Raw genomic sequence first — 16558 nt, forward strand, 5'->3', positions numbered from 1 at the left:
TCATTTCGACGCAAAGGGCCCGACGCCCGCAAAGGGGGATGTCAGACGGTCGGGGCGCCCCGGAGGGGGGATTGGATCGGGCCATATTCCTTTCCCGGCAGGTGACCCCTGTTGATCCGTGGGTCACACGCCCCGATCGGCCACAGGAAAATGTTATCCAGATCACATCCCCGTAACCCGGCGGCGATGCCGCGGACTCCGGGGGGCGAGCCCTCTCCCCGCCTACGGGAAATCTAGAATCACCGCGTGAGCGGCCGCGACGGGCTGACGTCACCGGAGGCGGTGACCATCGGTGAGGGGGCATCGCATTGCGCGACTTCGGGGGGATCGTCGAGCGCTCGCCCGCGCGGGTCGTACGGCCGGCGTCGGCGCGGGAGGCCGCGGAGGCGGTCCGCGAGGCCGCCGCGCAGGGCCTGGAGACGGTGCCGCGCGGCCTCGGGCACTCCACCAACGGGCAGTCCCTGACCGCAGGCGTCTCGCTCGATCTCGGCGGGCTCGCGGGCGTGCACGAGGTCGGCCCCGACCGCGCGGTCGTCGGCGCGGGGACGAGTTGGCGCGCGGTCCTCGCCGCGACGCTGCCGCTCGGGCTGACCCCGCCCGTGCTGACCGACCATCTCGACATCACGGTCGGCGGAACGCTCTCCGCCGGGGGCGTCGGCGGGACGTCCCACCGGTACGGGACGCAGGCCGAGAACGTCCTCGCACTGGAGGTCGTCACGGACGGCGAGCTCGTCACCTGCTCCCCCGACGTCCGCCCCGACGTCTTCGACGCGGTCCGCGGCGGGCTCGGCCGGCACGGCGTCATCACCGCGGCGACGCTGCGGCTCGTCCCGGCGCCCGGGCGGGTGCTGAGCTGCACGATCCCGTGCCGGGACGCGGCGGACCTCCTGCGCGTCCAGCGCGAGACGCCGGCCGACCACATCTCGGGCCAGGCCAAGCCCTCGGAAGACGGCTGGGCGTACGAGGCCAAGGCCGTGCTGTACGGCCAGGGCGAGCCTCCTCCGGGCACCGAAGAGACCGAGGAGCTCTCCTACGCCGACTTCGCCGACCGGATGGGACCCGACGTGGAGGAGCTGATCGCCCTCGGCGAGTGGGCGCGCCCGCACCCGTGGGGCATCGTCCTGCTTCCCGGCCCCGCGGCCGCCGCGCTGATCGGGTCGACGGTCGCCGGCATGACCGCGGCGGATCTCGGCCTCGGCGGCGCCATCGTGGTCAAGGCGCTGCGGGGCGGCCGTGTCCCGATGCTGAGGGCGCCGGACGACCCGGTCCTGTTCGGCGTGCTGCGCACCGCCTCACCGGGGTGCGCGTCCGTCGCGGAGATGCTCGCCGCCAACCGGCTTCTGCTCGACCGCGCCGAGGCGGTCGGCGGCGTCCGCTACGCCGTCGACGCGGTCCCGCCGCCCACGGGGTAGGCGGACTGGAAGGCCAGCCGCCGGTCGGCCCCCGCGGCGATCCGCTCGCAGATCTCGTCGAGGTCCATGAAGGCCTCCCATTCCGCCTGGCCGGACGCGGCGGCGAGCACCTCCACGAGTCGCTGTTCGAGGCTGGTGATGCGCTGCCCCTTCCAGATCGCGTCGGCGAGGCTGACGAGCAGGTCGTCGACGCCGGCGCCGGGGTCCTTCCAGGACGCGTGGGTGCGGGCGAAGCGCGCCAGCCGCTCCTCGACGCCCCGCTCCCGGAGCAGCGCGTGCCCGGCGCGCTCGTGCTCGGCGCCGGGGCCGGACAGCTCGGCCGGGTGCAGCGCCTTGCCGATGTCGTGGGTGGCGGCGCCGAACAGGACGGCCTCCGCGTCCACGGCGAGTCCGGGACGGCGCTCGCGCGCCCAGTCGACCAGGTCGGCGGCCACGTCGTGGACGGCCCGCAGGTGGGCGGCCAGCCGGGGCGGGGCGTCGAGGTCCTCCAGGAGGCGGGCGGCCCGCTCCGGCAGCGGACGGAGCCCGGGTTCGGTGAGCGCGCGGCGCAGGATCGGCGAGGGCATCCCGGCACGGTAGCGGCTTCCCGGCCCTCCCCCTACTGCGCCAGAGCGATGACCTCCGCTCCGGGGAGCCCTGCGAGGGCCTTGCCCGGCACGAGGATCTTCGATTTACGCAGGCCGCTGCCGATGACGACGAGCGGGGCGGCGGCGACGGCCTCGTCCACGAGGATCGGCCAGCCCGCGGGGAGGCCGACCGGGGTGATGCCGCCGTACTCCATCCCGGTCAGGGACGTCGCGTCGGCCATCGGCGCGAAGGAGACCTTCCGGGCGCCCAGGTGCTTGCGGACCACGCCGTTGACGTCGGCGCGGCCGGTCGCGAGGACCATGCAGGCGGCGTGAGCGACCTCGCCCCCGCGCTTGGCGGCGACGACCACGCAGTTGGCGCTGACGTCGAGGGGGACCCCGTAGCGCTCGCAGAACGCCGCCGTGTCGGCGAGGTCCGGGTCGATCCCGGCGGCCTCCGCGCCGGGAAGGCCGCCGATCGCCGCGGCCACCGGGGCCGCCAGCAGTTCGCGCCGTTCGTTCGCGGGTCCCCAGTCGAGCGTGCCGACCATGTCTCATCCCCTCTCGTGATGCCCCCCACCCTGCCACGGTCTTGACGGCGGAGCTCCGAGCGTGGTCCAGTGGCTCATCCACTCATCCTCTGGAGGTCATCGGTGCCGTCCTCCCCGATCCCCCGCGACACGGTCGTCGACGCGCTCGTCGACCGGCTGCGCGACGACGTGCTCGGCGGCCGCTACCCGCCCGGCTCCTACCTGCCGCCGGAGCGCGACCTCGCCGCCGGCTACGCGGTCACCCGGACGTCGCTCAAGCACGCGATCGTCCGGCTCGCGCAGGCCGGCCTGCTGGAGACGCGGCACGGCGTGGGGACGCGTGTCCGCGACTACGAGCGGCTGGGCGGGCCCGAACTGCTGCCGATGCTGGTCAGCACCGTCGGCACGGCCTGGATGGCGGAGATCTTCGAGGTGCGGCGCGAGGTCGGCGCGCAGGTCGCGGCCAAGGCGGCGATCCACGCGACCGCCGAGCAGCGGGCCCGGCTCCGGGAGCTGGCCGCGCGGGTCGGGGACGCCGCCGGAGCCGACGAGGCACAGCTGGCCGAGTGCGAGGTCCACCGGGTCATCGCGGCGGCCACCGGCAACCGGGTCTACGGGTTCATGGTCAACGCCCTGCTGAACGCCTACCTCGCCGTCCGGGAGGGCTTCACGCACGCCTTCGCCGACCCGGCGGCGGCCGCGGACCGGCTCGCCCCCCTGGTCGACGCCCTGTGCGACGGCGACGCCGCGCGGGCGCGCGAGGCGGCGGGCGCGTACTTCACCGAGACCGAGTCGGTCATGCGGGGCCTGCGATGAGCGCGCGGCGCACGGTCTTCGCCGAGGTCATGGAGGGGTCGCTGCGGCTCGCCGGGGAGGACCGCGACCGCCCGATGCGGCTGGAGCTGACCGCCGACCTGCCGGGCGTCCTGCGCCCCTGGGGCGACGCGGAGGGGGCGCTGACCGGACGCGTCCACGTGCCGGGCTGGGCGGACGACCCGGCGGCGTCCGGGCGGCTGCGGGTGGCGCCCATCGCGGCGCGCCGGATCCGCTACACGCTGGGCTTCACCGCCGTCGACGGACGCCGGCTGCGCCTGGACGGCTGGAAGACCGTCAGCGCGCGGCGCCCCGTCCGGTCGATGACGTTCCTGCCGCTCACGGTGACCGGCGAGGACGGGACCATGGTGGGTGAGGCGCGGCTGCGCTTCCACCTGCGCCGGGACCTCGCCCGCTTCCTCGGCGGCTTCCGCTTCCCCGGCCCCGATCCCCTGCGGTCGCGCTGGCGCGGGCAGGCGGGGCGGCTGGAGGTCTGGTACACGACGCTGACCGACCCGGCGACCGGGACCGGCGTCTGGATCCACCATGAGCTGGTCGCGCCGGACAGGGGCGCGGCGGACGCGGGCGCCGCCCGGGCGCACGGCTGGGCCGCCGTCTTCCCGCCCGGCGAGGCGCCGGTGCTCGGGCGGTTCGGCCCGGAGCAGTGGAGCGCCCCGGAGGACGCCGTGTTCGCCGCCGGGCCCGTCGAGCAGACCGGCGGGCGGCTCACCGGCACGGCCGGGGCCGTCGCCTGGGACCTGCGCGAATCGGGAGGCGGAGCGCCGCTCTACACGTTCCCGCGCTGGGCGTGGGAGTCGGAGCTCCTGCCCGCCGCGCAGATCGTCCCGAAGCCCGCCGCCGCGTACGACGGCGTGGTGCGGTTCGGCGACCGCGTCCTCGACCTGGCCGCCGCGCCCGGCGCGTCCGCCCGCGTCTACGGGCACGGGAACGCGCGGCGCTGGGCGTGGCTGCACGCCGACCTCGGCGGCGGCGACGTGTGCGAGATCGTGGCGGCGGTGTCGACACGCCCGGGGCTGGACCGGCTCCCCCCGCTGCCGTTCGTCCGGCTCCGGGTGGACGGCGCCGACCTGGCCGCCGGCGACCCGCTGCTCGCGGCGCCGCGGCTGCGCGCCCGCATCGGCCTGCCGGTCTGGACGGTCCACGGCCGCATCGGCGACCGGCGCCTCCACGTGCGCGTGGCGCTGCCGCCCGGGGAGACCGTCGCGGTCGACTACGCCGACCCGGACGGCGCCCCGGCCGTCTGCCACAACTCCGAGCGCGCCGACGTCCGGATCGCGCTGGCCCGGCGGGCGGGACGCGGCTGGGAGACCGAGCGCGAATGGCGGCTGGACGGCACCGGCCACGCGGAGGTGGGGCTGCGGTGAGCGCGATGACCGGCACGGTCGCCGCGCTGCTCGGCATCGAGGACGCCGGCGACCTGGCGCGGGTGTCCGCCCGCGCGGAGGCCATCGGCCGGGCGCTCCCGGCGCCCGCGCGGCTCGGCCTGCGCGCGGGCGCGGGCGCCCTGGACGCGCTGTCCCGGCTCGCCACCGGTCACCCGCTGGACGCTCTGGACCCCGATCGCCGCGACGCGTTCTGCGCCCTGCTGACGTCCCGCGAACCGGCGGCGCGGCTCGTGGAGGCGCTGAAGATCCCGCTGCTGCTCGCCGCCGGCACCGAGCTGCTGCCGCTCCCCCGGACCTCCGGCGACCCGCGCCCCGACGCGCCGCTGGACTGCACGCCCTCGGACGGCTGGCCCGCCTGCGCGACCGCCGACGCCGTCGTGATCGGCTCGGGCGCGGGCGGCGCGATGGCGGCGCGGACCCTCGCCCGGCGCGGCATGTCGGTCGTCGTCCTGGAGGAGGGCCGGCGGTTCACCGTCGCCGAGTTCCGCGACCGGCCGCCGCTCGACCGGTTCCTCGACCTGTACAGGGACGGCGGCTCCACCGTCGCGCTCGGCCGTCCCCCGGTGCTGCTGCCCCAGGGCCGCGCGGTCGGCGGGACGACCGTCGTCAACAGCGGGACCTGCTACCGGACGCCGGACCGCGTCCTGCGGCGGTGGGCGGCGCTCGGCGTCCAGGTCGGGGGCTTCGGCGACCACCTCGACGAGGTCGAGGCCACGCTGCGGGTCGCGCGGCAGCCGCTCGGGCCCCTCGGCCGCAACGGGCTGCTCGCGCTGGAGGGCGCCGAGCGCCTCGGCTGGCGCGCCGGGCCGCTGCGCCGCAACGCGCCCGGCTGCGTGGGCAGCGGGCAGTGCGCCGCCGGCTGCCCGCACAACGCCAAGCACGGCGTCCATCTGAACGCGCTCCCCCAGGCCTGCGAGGCGGGGGCGCGGATCGTCTCCCGGGCCCGCGTCGAACGCGTCCTCGTCGAGCGCGGCACGGCCACCGGCGTGCGCGCGCGCCGCCCGGACGGCACGGCCTTCGAGATCCTCACGCCCCGCGTCGTCGTCGCGGCCGGCGCCCTGGAGACGCCGCTCCTGCTGAGGCGGTCGGGCATCGGCGCGCATCCCGAGCTGGGACGCGGCATGGCCGTCCATCCCGCGACGAACATCGCCGGGCGGTTCGCCGAGCCCGTCGTGTCCTGGTCGGGGGTGATGCAGAGCGTCGGCGTCGAGGAACTGCACGGCGACGGGATCCTCATCGAGGCGACCGCGAGCCCGCCCGGCATGAGCTCGTTCCCGCTGCCGGGCGTGGGACGGGCGCTGCGCCGCGCGCTGCGGGACGCCGACCGCCTCGCCGTGCTCGGCGCGATGATCGCCGACGCCCCCTCGGGCCGCGTGCACGGCGCCCGGCACCGCGCGCTCGTCCGCTACGACCTCGCCCGGGAGGACGCGGCCCGGCTGCGGCGGGCGCTCGTCGCGATGGGCCGGATCCTGTTCGCGGCCGGCGCCGAGGAGGTCCTCACCGGCCTGCCCCGCCACCCGGTCGCCCGCGACGAGGCCGAGCTCACGCGCGCCGCGGCCATGGCCTCCGCCGGCGACCTGCACCTGGCCGGGTTCCACCCGACCGGGACCGCGAGGCTCGGCGCCGACGCCGCGCGGGCGCCGGTCGACCCGGCCGGGCGGCTGCGCGGCGTGCGGGGCGTGCACGTGGCCGACGCGTCGATCCTGCCGTCCTGCCCCGAGGTGAACCCGCAGCTCACCATCATGGCGATGGCGCTGCGGATCGCCGAGGGGATCGGGTAGGCGCCGTCAGGAGCCCAGGTACCGCAGGACGGCCAGGACCCGGCGGCTGTACCCCGTCGCGTGCGACAGGTCGAGCTTGTCGAAGATGGCGTTGACGTGCTTCTCGACGGCGCTCTGCGAGATGTGGAGGTGCGCGGCGATCGAGGCGTTGGTGTGCCCCTGCGCCATCGTGTCGAGGACGTCCCGCTCGCGCGGGGTCAGGCGCGCCAGCGGGTCGCCCTGCGCGCCGTGCGCGGCCAGCAGCCGGCGCACCACCTCCGGGTCGAACGCCGCACCGCCCGCCCCGACGCGCTCCAGGGCGTCGAGGAACTCGTCGACCTGCGCGACCCGGTCCTTCAGCAGGTAGCCGACGCCCGCGGTGTCCGCCGTGATCAGCTCGGCGGCGTAGCGCTTCTCCACGTACTGCGACAGCACGAGCACCCCGACGCCCGGCCAGCGCCGCCGGATCTCCAGGGCGGCGCGCAGCCCCTCGTCGGTGTGGCTGGGCGGCATCCGGACGTCGACCACCACGACGTCGGGCGGGCCGGCGGCCACCGCCGCGATCAGCGCGTCGCCGTCGCCGACCGCCGCCTCCACCCGGTGGCCCTCCTCGGCGAGCAGCCGCACCAGGCCCTCGCGCAGCAGCGTGGAGTCCTCCGCCAGCATCACCCGCACGGCAGCTCCGCGGTGATCACGGTCGGGCCGCCGCGCGGGCTGTCCACGGAGAACGTCCCGTCCAGCGCGGCGACCCGGCGGGCCAGCCCGGCGAGCCCGCCGCCGCCCGGGTCGGCTCCCCCGTCCCCGTCGTCCTCGATGCGCACGCCGATCATTGTCGCCGATCCCGCCACGGCCACCCGCACGGACGCGGCGCCGGAGTGCTTCGCGGCGTTCGTGACGGCCTCGCAGACGACGAAGTAGGCCGCCGTCTCTACCGCGTGCGGGGGCCTGCCGGGGACGTCGTACTCGATCGCCACCGGCAGCGCGGACCGCTCGGCCACGGTCTCCAGCGCCGCCCGCAGGCCCTCGCCGTCCAGCGCGGCCGGGTAGACCCGCCAGGTGACCTCCCGCAGGTCCGCCAGCGCCCGCTGCGACTCCTCGTGGGCCTGCCTCAGCAGCTCGGCCGCCCGCTCCCCGTCGCCGGCGCGGCGGGCCCGCCCGATCAGCATGCCGAGCGCCACGAGCCGCTGCTGGACGCCGTCGTGCAGGTCGCGCTCGATGCGGCGGCGCTCGTCGTCCACCGCGTCCACCACCTGGGCCCGCGTCACCGACAGCTGCGCGATGCGGCGCTCGTACTCCTCCAGCGGGCTCGGCCCGAGGCAGCGCCTGGCCACGCTCCGCTCCATCGCCGCGACCCCGACCAGGCCCTGGACGGCGAGGAAGAGCAGCACCACGCCCGCGACGGCCGTGTAGAGGACGATCCACCAGGTCGGCGGGATGCCGTCCAGATGGTCGCCCGTGATCCACCAGCCCACCGCCAGCCGGACCGCGGCCGCCGCCCCGTAGGCGAGCAGCAGCAGGATCACACCGCCGAGCAACCCCACCGGCACCCGCAGCACCAGGTACGCGAGCGCCTTCAGCGGGCCGTACCGGACCGCCCGGTCCTCGCCGAGGAACGCCCGGAGCCTCCAGAGCTCCAGCTCGGCCAGGAGCTCGGCGCCGTCCGCGACGGCAGCGGGCACCTTCCGGCGCCCGCGCGAGAACGCCATCGAGTACGCCATCAGGATCGCCGCCACCGCCAGCAGCACCAGCTCCGCCGCGGCCGTGACCGCGCCGAGCAGCAGGCCCGCCGCGGCCCGCGCCGCCGCGCGCGGCCCCCCGCGCGGCACCTCAAAAGTTGCGATCACGTGTGAGCTCTCTCGCCTCCGCTCGATGGCCCCCGCTCGCCTCCGCTCGATGGACCCCCGGCCCGGGCCGCGCGGACCGGCGGGACTTCACGATACGTACGGCGACGAACGCCACCGCCGCCAGCCCGACCAGCGCGACCACGGCCTTGGAGTAGACGCCGACGTACTCCTCCACGGTCCGCCAGTTGTCCCCGAGCCCGTACCCGGCCAGCACGAACACCGTGTTCCACAGCAGGCTGCCGAGCGCGGTGTACAGCACGAACGTCGCCATCCTCATCCGCTCGACCCCGGCCGGGACGGAGATCAGGCTGCGGAAGATCGGGATCATCCGGCCGAAGAACACGGCCTTGGCGCCGTGCCGGGCGAACCACGCCTCCGTCCGGTCCAGGTCGTCGAGCTTGACCAGCGGCAGCCGGGCCACCATCGCGCGGATCCGGTCCCGCCCGATCAGCGCCCCGATCCCGTACAGGGCCAGCGCCCCGGCCACACTGCCGGCCGTCGTCCACGCGAGCGCCGCCACCAGGCTCATCCGGCCCTGCGCGGAGGCGAACCCCGCCAGGGGCAGGATCACCTCGCTCGGCAGCGGCGGGAACAGGTTCTCCAGCGCGATCGCCAGTCCCGCCCCGGGCGCGCCCAGCTTGTCCATCAGGTCCGTCGCCCACCCCGCGACGCCTCCCGCGGGCTCGCTCCCGGCCGCCGCGTACATCGTCTCGATCATGCTGACGACGCTAGGAACCGGGCGGCCCCGCCACCATGGAGCGCACCGCCGATCCACCCGGCCGCGCGCCGCACCCCCACCCTGCGGAAAACCGCACCCCGACCGCGCCGAAACCCCGGACGGGCGCGGGAATCGGCCCTAGTGTTGGATCACCGCCGTCGCCCGTTCAGGGGATCTGGGCGCACAACAGAAGGAGCCGCGCGCGTGGCCGACGACCTCCCCGAGAACGCACCTCCGGGCATCGACCCCTCCACGCCCACCTTCGCGCGCGTGTACGACTACTTCCTCGGAGGCAAGGACAACTTCGCCGCCGACCGCGAGGTGGCCGACATGGTGATGCAGCTCGTGCCGGAGGCCCCCGTCGTGGCCCAGGGCAACCGGGTCGCCATCGAGCGGGCGGTGACCTACATGGCCCGCGACCTCGGGATCGACCAGTTCGTCGACATCGGATCCGGGCTGCCCACGTCGTCCAACGTGCACCAGTTCGCCCGGGCGGCCAACCCGGACGCGCGGGTGGTGTACGTCGACAACGACCCGATCGTGCTGGCGCACGGCCGGGCGCTGCTGACCGAGACCGGCGTCGCGACGTTCATCCAGGGCGACCTGTACGAGCCCGAGAAGATCTTCACCGACCCCGCGCTGACCGGGCTGCTCGACCTCTCGCGCCCGGTGGGCATCGTGCTGGCCGCGATCATCCACCACGTGCCGGACGAGCGGGACCCGGCCGGGGTCGTCCGGGCGCTGCTCCCGTTCCTGGCGCCCGGCAGCCACGTCGTGCTCACCCACCTGCACGACTCGGGCGACGACCCGCGCGTGGAGGAGGCCAAGCGCATCCTGCAGTCGGGGCTCGGCGGGTCCTACTTCCGGCACTCCTCCGAGGTCGAGCGGTTCATGGAGGGCCTCACGATCCTGGAGCCGGGGGTGGCCCACGTGACCGAGTGGCGGCCCGCCGGGCCCGCCGGGCCGCTGGAGCACCCGCTGCACACCCAGATCGTCGCCGTGCTCGGGCGGAAGGACTGATCGGCGGATTCAGCGGAGAGTGAAACCGGTTCCGCCGGCGACGGGCGCGGGAGGAGCCTCGGAGGCCCGATTCCCGCAGGCCGCGCGGTTACGGACGGCCTCGCCCCCCGGTTTCGGACCCGAGTCCGGTCATGATCCAGGTAAAAGATCTTTTTGATCGACTTTTCCGTTTAGAGCCTTTCTTGTAGCGTTCGCAGCGTTTTGTGAAGTGCATTCATGATCGGACTTTCCCGCCACAAGATCATGTGAGGACGCCGCGATGCCCCTGGCGACAGGCCTGGCCGCGGCCGCGCTCGTGGGCCTGCTGACGCTCCTGGCCACCGCGCGGCACGGCAGGCGACCCGACCGCTCGGACGACGGGCACCCCGAGTCGCTGACGGCCGTCCTCGACCCGGGGGACGAGGAGTACCTCGCGTGGCTGGCCGACCACCACTGGCCGGCTGACGAGTACCTCGACCTGGAGCACGAGTGGCGGATCGAGCTGGAGTTCGGCGAGCCGGCGGGCCACTACGAGTCGCCGCTGTGCCCCCGGTGCGATCTGCGCCGCGAGGACGTCTGGCCGTGCCCCGCCTGCGGCAGGCTCCTGCACTCCTCCTGCGGCCACGGGATGCGGCGCCGCACGGTCGAGCGCCCCTACCGGACGCACGGCACCAACTCCGAGGCGGTCGTCGCCGAGTGGATCTGCACGGGCTGCACCGCCGTCGTCGGGCTGGACGTGGACCACGGCGGCGAACCGGACGGTGGCATCTTGCGGTGAATCGCCCGTGATTGCCCGAGCTTCGACGGGTTCACACGCGGTCGAGGGTAAAAGATTCGCCAGCCACTTGCATATTTCGGACGTGGCGCGGCAGGCTGCAATATGTCCTTAATCACGTGGGACACCCGTGGAGGAACCCTGTGACCGCCCAGAACGACACCATCTGCCAGCACCAGCCGTCCTGTCCGCTGCCGGACGACCTCGACCGCGAGGCCGCCCGCATCATCGCCGCCCACCCCGAGCAGGGGTGGAGCCTCCTGTGCAACGGCGTCGTCGTCTTCGACGACACCGGCGAGCTCCTTCCCGACGGCCGCGTCATCGCCCCGCACCGCCCCACCACCGCCGCCTAGAGCCGGCGCCCCGTCCCGGCACGATCGTCTATCGCGTGCCGGTCGTCGCCGACGCCGGGCGAGCCGGTGCCGCCCGGGACACCGAGCGCGCCGTATCGGCGCCCCTGACGGCCCGCTCCCTCAGAGACGGCCATCCGTCGCAGACTCCCGCATGAGTTCATGAACCGGCGCTCGTCCCCGAACGCGCCGGCCCGCGGCCGGCGCGCTGAAATCCTCCACTCCCCCGGGCCACCGCCGCCGCGGCGTGACCGCCGCGCTGTGGCCGCCGCACTCTCCACGCCCCGCCGTGGAGCTCCTCGCGCCCCGCGAAGCCGCGCCGCTCCGGCAGCCGCCGCGACCCGGCGCCGTTCTCCCAGCTCCGGCCCACGCCGAGGCCACCTTTCCGCGCCTTCATGAGGCGACCACCACCGGACTCCAACCCGCGTGCCAAACCCTGGCAGCGCGCGACGAAAGCCCGCGTGTCGTGGCGCCTCCGCGCGAGAAACGCGCTCAGCCTTGGAGGCGAGATCGGACAGGGGCGAGGCGACCCCGGACGGACCACGCCCGTGCGCGCGCGTCCGCATGAGACGTCACGCCCCGTCCGTCTCCAGCGATCCGCATGTCGGGCTCCCATCCGGCGGGCGATCCCGGTAGCGTTCAACTGTTTTGCTACTTACGCAACATTCATGCGGAACTCGACCGCGAAAGGACGGTGTGGGTGTGGTCACAGTCCTGGTCCTCGCGTCCCTGGTCGCCCTGTTCGGCCTCTTCCTGCCGAACCTCCTCCACCCCATGCCGCCGCGACGCGCCCCGGAACCGGCGCCGCCCTCTCCTGAGCCGCGGCATCACGCCTCCGAGGCGTCGCCCGCCGTCCCGCCCCCCGCCGCCGAGCCCCCGGGCCACCCGGAGTCCATGACCGCCGAGCTGGACCCGGGCGACGAGGAGTACCTCGCCTTCGTGGCCGACGAGCTCTGGCCCGACGACGAGTACCTGGAGCTGGAGCACACCACCGACGGCGAAGAGGAGTCCGGCGGCAGCAGCATGCGCATGTGACCGGGCGAGCGGGCGTGGAGCGTTCCGAAGCGCAGGTGGCCGGGTGCCCTGCCGCCGTGTCCGGCGGACGCGCGCGACCGGCTACGCCGTGGGGAGGGGAGCGCCCGTCTCCATGAGGGTCTTGAGGCCGGACAGGACGTGCGGCCAGCCCTGCCGCGACATGCTCAGCAGCACCTCGCCGCCCTCGTGGACGACGGTCAGCCGCACCGTCTCCCCGGCGGGTTCGAGCTCGAAGGTCACCTTCGAGCGCGGTTCCCGCAGCAGCCGGGCCCGGGTCCCCTCGTCCACGCCGGCGGACCGCGCCCACTCCGGCGTGAAGGTGTGCCAGGTGTAGGAGAGGCGCCGTCCCGGCTCGGCTTCGAGGACGACCTGCTCGGGGTCGGACGTCGTCGCGCCCTCCTCGTGCCAGATGACGGCGGACCCCGGCCGCCAGTCGGTCTCGAAGGCGACGCCCCAGTAGCGGCGGGTGAAGGCCGGGTCGGTGAGAGCCTCCCAGAGCCGCTCCGGCGTGCTCCTGATGTAGATGGTGTAGACGAACTCGTTTCCGGTCATAGCGTCCTGTTCCAGCGGGCCTGGGGGGCGTTCAGGGCTTGCGGCCCACGGCGCCGTAGGCGTCCACGGCCTCCTGCTCGGCCGCCGCGTCCGGCCGCCAGTGCGTCACCGGGACGATGCCCGGCTCCAGGAGTTCCAGGCCGTCGAAGAAGCGCCCGATCCCCTCGGGCGTCCGCAGGACGAGGGACGCGTTGCCCGAGGCGTTCCAGACGTCCACGATGCGGTCGGACGCCGCGCCGTGCACGACGTTCGTCCCGTCGTACATGGCGAAGTAGCTGCCGGAGGGGACCGCGTCCATGAGCCGCCGCACGATCCCGTACGCCTGGTCGTCGTCCGTCACGAACTCCAGGATGCCCATCAGCGTGAACGCGATCGGACGGCTGAAGTCGAGCGTCTCGGCGGCGCCCTCCAGGATCGCGTCCGGGTCGCGCACGTCCGCGTGGATGTAGGCGGTGCTCCCTTCGGGCGTGCTGGTGAGCAGGCCCTTCGCGTGCTCCAGGACCAGGGGGTCGTTGTCGACGTACACGATCCTCGACTCGGGGGCGGCGCGCTGGGCGACCTCGTGGGTGTTGTCCACCGTGGGCAGCCCGGTGCCGATGTCGATGAACTGGCGGATCCCGGCCTCGGCGGCCAGGTGCCACACCACCCGGTTCAGGAAGAGCCGGGAGGCCCGTGCCAGCCTCGCGACGTCCGGCAGCATCCCGAGGATCTGGTCCCCGACCTCGCGGTCCACCGGATAGTTGTCCTTGCCGCCAAGCCAGTAGTTCCAGATGCGCGCCACGTGCGGGACGCTCGTGTCGATGCCTGGCACGGGTTTCCGGTCGCTCATGCGCCCACCCCCTCGGCCGATCCCTTCCCTTTACGGGACGGGTCAGTCATCGTCGTCCCCCTTCTGGGCGGCCGCCTTGCCGGTCGCGTCGTCCACCGTGACCTCGTGCTCGCTCCCGTCAGACCCGGTCACGTCGACCTCCCAGACCGCCCTGCCGCCGTCGCGGTCGAAGCCGGCGGACGTCGCGTGGCCGGGAACCGCCTTGAGCGCGGCGGCGGCCGCGTCGGCCACGGAGGTCTTCGCGCCGCTCAGCGCGGTGGCCTCGCCCTTGTGGTCGTCCCCCTTCTCGGGGCGGTCGGCCGCGACCTTGCCGCTGCCGGAGTCGACGACGACCTTGCGCGCGGCGCCGTCACCGGTGAGGACCTCGACCTCCCAGACGGTGGCGCCGTCCTCGCTCTCCAGCTCGATCTCCCGCACCTTCCCGGGGACCGTCTTCAGCGCCGCGTCCGCGGCCTGCGCCAGCGAGACCGCGGTCCGGGCCGGCTTCTCCCCGGACGGCGAGTCGCCCTCGCCGCCGTCCGCGGCGGCGATCGCGGCCGTGGCTCCTCCCGCCGCGAGGGCGCCTGCGGCGACCACCGCGACCAGCAGGCCGCGGCCCGCGACCATGCGCCGTGCGTCGAACCTCATCGCAACTCCCATCTCCGGGTGCCGTGCCGGCCTGTCCGGCCGCACCTTCCGCCCTGGACGATGCCGGGCGTTCCTGTAGCGCCGCTGAAGCAACCTGAAGCCGCCTTCAGGTGCGGTTTGGCAGGCTGTGGGGATGCGCCTGCTGATCGTCGAGGACGAGAGACGCCTGGCCGCCTCGCTCGCGCGGGGCCTGACGGCCGAGGGGTTCGTGGTCGAGGCCGTCCACGACGGCGCCGAGGGGCTGCACCGGGCGCTCGGCGGCGGCTACGACCTGATCATCCTCGACATCATGCTGCCCGGGATGAACGGCTACCGGGTTTGCGCCGCCCTGCGCGCGGCGGGCGACGAGACGCCGATCCTGATGCTGACCGCCAAGGACGGCGAGTACGACGAGGCGGAGGGCCTGGACACCGGCGCGGACGACTACCTCACCAAGCCGTTCTCCTACGTGGTGCTGGTGGCCCGCGTCCGCGCGCTGCTGCGCCGCCGGACGCGGGGCGCGGCGCCCGCCATCGTGCTCGGCGACCTCACCGTCGACCCGGCGGCGCGGCGCGTGCACCGGGGCGAGACCGAGGTGGAGCTGACCGCCAAGGAGTTCGCGGTGCTGGAGCACCTTGCGGCGAACGCGGGCCGCGTCGTGTCGAAGGCGCAGATCATGGAGGCGGTCTGGGACTTCGCCTACGACGGGGACCCCAACATCGTCGAGGTGTACGTGAGCGCGCTGCGCCGCAAGCTCGACGTCCCGTTCGGACGCCGGTCGATCACGACGGTGCGCGGCGCCGGGTACCGGCTCGCCCGGGACGGGGGCGCCTGAGATGCCCCGCCGCCCGGCGTCCGTCCGCGCCAGGACCACTCTGGGCGCGACCGCCGTGGTGGCCGTCGCGCTCGTCGCCGCCGGGCTCGCGGTGGTGCTGCTGCTGCGCTCGAACCTCGGCGGCCAGGCCGATCTGAAGGCCGAGGTGGCGGCCCGCGAGGTGGCCTCGCAGCTCGCCGCCGGCACCCCGTTCGCGGCGCTCGACCTGCCGGACGGGGAGGACCATCCCGTGCAGGTCGTGGACGAGAGTGGCCGGGTGCGGGCGGCCAGCGAGGACCTGCGGCGGATCCACGGGACCGGCTCCCCGGACGTGCGGCCTGGGCAGCCCCCGCGGGGCGGCGACGATGACGGCGGCGGTGACGACGATCCGGCGCGCGGCGAGGTGTCGGGCGACGACCCGGCCTTCTCCACCGGCCGCGCCACCGTCGACGACCACACCGCCGACTACCGGTTCGCGGCCGTCGAGGTGACCACGCCGCAGGACGAGACCGTGACCGTCTACGCGGGCGCCGACCTGGCCGCCGCCCGGGACGCGGTGGGCACCGCCGTCCGGGCGATGCTCGCGGGGCTGCCTCCGCTGCTCGCCGTCGTCGCGGGGGTGACGTGGCTGGTCACGCGGAGGGCGCTGCGCCCGGTGGAGGCCGTCCGGGCGGAGCTGGCCGAGATCACCTCCTCCGGCGACCTGGCCCGGCGGGTGCCGGTGCCGGACGCGCGGGACGAGATCGCCGGACTGGCCGCCACCACGAACGCGACGCTCGCCGCGCTGGAGGAGTCGGTGGCACGGCAGCGCGGGTTCGTCGCGGACGCCTCGCACGAGCTGCGCAGCCCCATCGCCTCGCTGCGCACCCAGCTGGAGGTCGCCGCCGCGCATCCGGAGCTGCTGGACGTCGGCGGGCTGGTCGAGGACGTCCTGCGGCTCCAGCGGCTCGCCGCGGATCTGCTGCTCCTCGCCCGCATCGACGCCGGGGACCGTCCGCCGGCCCGGCCCGTCGCGCTCGGCGGGCTCGCCCTGGACGAGCTGGAGCGCCGCGCGCCCGGCGACCGGATCGCCGTGCGGGCGTCCATCGAGGCCGATCCGCGCGTCATGGGCGTGCCGGGGCGGCTGTCGCGGGTGGTCGGCAACCTGCTCGACAACGCCCAGCGCCACGCGCGCTCGGAGGTCCGCCTGTCGGTGGGCGAGGAGGCGGGAACGGCGGTGGTGCGGGTCGCCGACGACGGCCCGGGAGTGCCGCCCGCCGACCGCGAGCGGATCTTCGAGCGGTTCGTGCGCCTGGACGACGCGCGCAGCCGCGACGAGGGCGGCGCGGGGCTCGGGCTCGCCATCGCCCGCGACCTGGTGCTGGCGCACGGCGGGGACCTCGCCGTCCGCGAGGCCCCCGGCGGCGGCGCGCTGTTCGAGGTGCGGCTTCCGGCCGCCGGGCCCGGCTCTCTGGCTACCTGAGGATCTGGCGGGCCATGACCATCCGCTGGATCTGGTTGGTGCCCTCGTAGATCTGAGTGATCTTGGCGTCGCGCATCATCCGCTCCA

At 75.0% G+C, this 16558-nt stretch carries 19 protein-coding genes; 10 read left to right on the plus strand and 9 right to left on the minus strand.

Annotated features, from left to right (window positions below; genetic code table 11):
* Positions 1 to 308: 308 nt before the first annotated feature.
* The gene (locus AB0C87_RS17820; RefSeq protein ID WP_353833669.1) at positions 309 to 1412 is read left to right on the plus strand and encodes an FAD-binding protein; all 1104 of its coding nucleotides are present in this window, start codon (positions 309 to 311) and stop codon (positions 1410 to 1412) included.
* Here the strand turns inward: AB0C87_RS17820 and AB0C87_RS17825 are convergent.
* Entirely contained in the window at positions 1376 to 1978 is a 603-nt protein-coding gene (locus AB0C87_RS17825; protein WP_353833668.1) for an HDIG domain-containing metalloprotein, read from the minus strand. The genes AB0C87_RS17820 and AB0C87_RS17825 overlap by 37 nt on opposite strands.
* 32 nt (positions 1979 to 2010) lie before the next feature.
* Complete coding sequence (locus tag AB0C87_RS17830; RefSeq protein ID WP_353833667.1) at positions 2011 to 2529, minus strand: YbaK/EbsC family protein; 519 nt, start codon at positions 2527 to 2529, stop codon at positions 2011 to 2013.
* A 102-nt stretch (positions 2530 to 2631) separates the two neighbouring features.
* Between AB0C87_RS17830 and AB0C87_RS17835 the strand changes: the two genes are divergently transcribed.
* Genes AB0C87_RS17835 through AB0C87_RS17845 form a run of 3 tightly spaced genes read left to right on the plus strand, consistent with a single transcriptional unit; the run spans position 2632 to position 6508 of the window.
* On the plus strand, positions 2632 to 3324 hold the full coding sequence (locus tag AB0C87_RS17835; RefSeq protein ID WP_345171870.1) for a GntR family transcriptional regulator: 693 nt from the start codon (positions 2632 to 2634) through the stop codon (positions 3322 to 3324).
* Entirely contained in the window at positions 3321 to 4706 is a 1386-nt protein-coding gene (locus tag AB0C87_RS17840) for a hypothetical protein (RefSeq protein ID WP_360578493.1), read from the plus strand. The genes AB0C87_RS17835 and AB0C87_RS17840 overlap by 4 nt, the downstream gene beginning before the upstream one ends.
* A 5-nt stretch (positions 4707 to 4711) precedes the next feature.
* Positions 4712 to 6508: a GMC family oxidoreductase gene (locus AB0C87_RS17845; protein ID WP_360578504.1), complete on the plus strand. Its 1797-nt coding sequence runs from the start codon at positions 4712 to 4714 to the stop codon at positions 6506 to 6508.
* 6 nt (positions 6509 to 6514) lie between these two features.
* Here the strand turns inward: AB0C87_RS17845 and AB0C87_RS17850 are convergent, their stop codons facing one another.
* Genes AB0C87_RS17850 through AB0C87_RS17860 form a run of 3 tightly spaced genes read right to left on the minus strand, consistent with a single transcriptional unit; the run spans position 6515 to position 9049 of the window.
* On the minus strand, positions 6515 to 7162 hold the full coding sequence (locus AB0C87_RS17850; protein ID WP_185023742.1) for a response regulator transcription factor: 648 nt from the start codon (positions 7160 to 7162) through the stop codon (positions 6515 to 6517).
* Positions 7153 to 8331, minus strand: a complete 1179-nt coding sequence (locus AB0C87_RS17855) for a histidine kinase (protein ID WP_345171863.1) — start codon at positions 8329 to 8331, stop codon at positions 7153 to 7155. Before AB0C87_RS17855 ends, AB0C87_RS17850 begins: the two co-directional genes overlap by 10 nt.
* Positions 8315 to 9049, minus strand: coding sequence for a VTT domain-containing protein (locus AB0C87_RS17860; protein ID WP_353833665.1), 735 nt, complete (start codon positions 9047 to 9049; stop codon positions 8315 to 8317). The genes AB0C87_RS17855 and AB0C87_RS17860 overlap by 17 nt, the downstream gene beginning before the upstream one ends.
* Positions 9050 to 9253: 204 nt before the next feature.
* Here AB0C87_RS17860 and AB0C87_RS17865 point away from each other — a divergent pair, with 204 nt between their 5' ends.
* The 4 genes from AB0C87_RS17865 (at position 9254) to AB0C87_RS17880 (ending at position 12208) form a co-directional block, all read left to right on the plus strand.
* Positions 9254 to 10069, plus strand: coding sequence for an SAM-dependent methyltransferase (locus AB0C87_RS17865; protein WP_345171859.1), 816 nt, complete (start codon positions 9254 to 9256; stop codon positions 10067 to 10069).
* Between the two features lie 259 nt (positions 10070 to 10328).
* On the plus strand, positions 10329 to 10826 hold the full coding sequence (locus AB0C87_RS17870) for a hypothetical protein (RefSeq protein WP_345171857.1): 498 nt from the start codon (positions 10329 to 10331) through the stop codon (positions 10824 to 10826).
* A gap of 161 nt (positions 10827 to 10987) precedes the next feature.
* Positions 10988 to 11176: a DUF5999 family protein gene (locus tag AB0C87_RS17875; RefSeq protein ID WP_345172494.1), complete on the plus strand. Its 189-nt coding sequence runs from the start codon at positions 10988 to 10990 to the stop codon at positions 11174 to 11176.
* Between the two features lie 699 nt (positions 11177 to 11875).
* Positions 11876 to 12208: a hypothetical protein gene (locus tag AB0C87_RS17880; protein ID WP_345171855.1), complete on the plus strand. Its 333-nt coding sequence runs from the start codon at positions 11876 to 11878 to the stop codon at positions 12206 to 12208.
* A gap of 81 nt (positions 12209 to 12289) precedes the next feature.
* Here AB0C87_RS17880 and AB0C87_RS17885 read toward each other — a convergent pair whose 3' ends face one another.
* Genes AB0C87_RS17885 through AB0C87_RS17895 form a run of 3 tightly spaced genes read right to left on the minus strand, consistent with a single transcriptional unit; the run spans position 12290 to position 14216 of the window.
* Positions 12290 to 12760 (minus strand): SRPBCC domain-containing protein, encoded by a 471-nt coding sequence (locus AB0C87_RS17885; RefSeq protein WP_353833664.1) that lies wholly within the window; start codon positions 12758 to 12760, stop codon positions 12290 to 12292.
* Positions 12761 to 12791: 31 nt separating this feature from the next.
* On the minus strand, positions 12792 to 13589 hold the full coding sequence (locus tag AB0C87_RS17890; RefSeq protein ID WP_345171851.1) for an SAM-dependent methyltransferase: 798 nt from the start codon (positions 13587 to 13589) through the stop codon (positions 12792 to 12794).
* 42 nt (positions 13590 to 13631) lie between these two features.
* A complete protein-coding gene (locus tag AB0C87_RS17895) occupies positions 13632 to 14216 on the minus strand; it encodes a PepSY domain-containing protein (protein WP_360578496.1) in 585 nt (194 codons plus the stop codon).
* Between the two features lie 133 nt (positions 14217 to 14349).
* On the opposite strand from AB0C87_RS17895, the gene AB0C87_RS17900 reads away from it, so the two are divergent.
* A complete protein-coding gene (locus tag AB0C87_RS17900) occupies positions 14350 to 15030 on the plus strand; it encodes a response regulator (RefSeq protein WP_353833662.1) in 681 nt (226 codons plus the stop codon).
* Between the two features lies 1 nt (position 15031).
* The gene (locus AB0C87_RS17905; RefSeq protein ID WP_360578498.1) at positions 15032 to 16471 is read left to right on the plus strand and encodes a HAMP domain-containing sensor histidine kinase; all 1440 of its coding nucleotides are present in this window, start codon (positions 15032 to 15034) and stop codon (positions 16469 to 16471) included.
* Here the strand turns inward: AB0C87_RS17905 and AB0C87_RS17910 are convergent.
* Positions 16464 to 16558, minus strand: a 95-nt coding sequence (locus tag AB0C87_RS17910; RefSeq protein WP_360577316.1) for an acyl-CoA dehydrogenase family protein, incomplete at its 5' end; no start/stop codon positions are given. The two genes, AB0C87_RS17905 and AB0C87_RS17910, sit on opposite strands and share 8 nt — an antisense overlap.

Source organism: Actinomadura sp. NPDC048021 (assembly GCF_040653135.1).
In the GTDB taxonomy this organism is placed as follows: Bacteria; Actinomycetota; Actinomycetes; order Streptosporangiales; family Streptosporangiaceae; genus Spirillospora; species Spirillospora verrucosospora.

What these genes read in the sequence shown, in the direction of transcription:
- AB0C87_RS17830 (WP_353833667.1), bottom strand. Translation starts at nt 2,529, where the DNA reads ATGGTCGGCACGCTCGACTGGGGACCCGCGAACGAACGGCGCGAACTG.
- AB0C87_RS17840 (WP_360578493.1), top strand. Translation starts at nt 3,321, where the DNA reads ATGAGCGCGCGGCGCACGGTCTTCGCCGAGGTCATGGAGGGGTCGCTG.
- AB0C87_RS17885 (WP_353833664.1), bottom strand. Translation starts at nt 12,760, where the DNA reads ATGACCGGAAACGAGTTCGTCTACACCATCTACATCAGGAGCACGCCG.
- AB0C87_RS17870 (WP_345171857.1), top strand. Translation starts at nt 10,329, where the DNA reads ATGCCCCTGGCGACAGGCCTGGCCGCGGCCGCGCTCGTGGGCCTGCTG.
- AB0C87_RS17900 (WP_353833662.1), top strand. Translation starts at nt 14,350, where the DNA reads ATGCGCCTGCTGATCGTCGAGGACGAGAGACGCCTGGCCGCCTCGCTC.
- AB0C87_RS17825 (WP_353833668.1), bottom strand. Translation starts at nt 1,978, where the DNA reads ATGCCCTCGCCGATCCTGCGCCGCGCGCTCACCGAACCCGGGCTCCGT.
- AB0C87_RS17845 (WP_360578504.1), top strand. Translation starts at nt 4,712, where the DNA reads ATGACCGGCACGGTCGCCGCGCTGCTCGGCATCGAGGACGCCGGCGAC.
- AB0C87_RS17860 (WP_353833665.1), bottom strand. Translation starts at nt 9,049, where the DNA reads ATGATCGAGACGATGTACGCGGCGGCCGGGAGCGAGCCCGCGGGAGGC.
- AB0C87_RS17905 (WP_360578498.1), top strand. Translation starts at nt 15,032, where the DNA reads ATGCCCCGCCGCCCGGCGTCCGTCCGCGCCAGGACCACTCTGGGCGCG.
- AB0C87_RS17890 (WP_345171851.1), bottom strand. Translation starts at nt 13,589, where the DNA reads ATGAGCGACCGGAAACCCGTGCCAGGCATCGACACGAGCGTCCCGCAC.
- AB0C87_RS17895 (WP_360578496.1), bottom strand. Translation starts at nt 14,216, where the DNA reads ATGAGGTTCGACGCACGGCGCATGGTCGCGGGCCGCGGCCTGCTGGTC.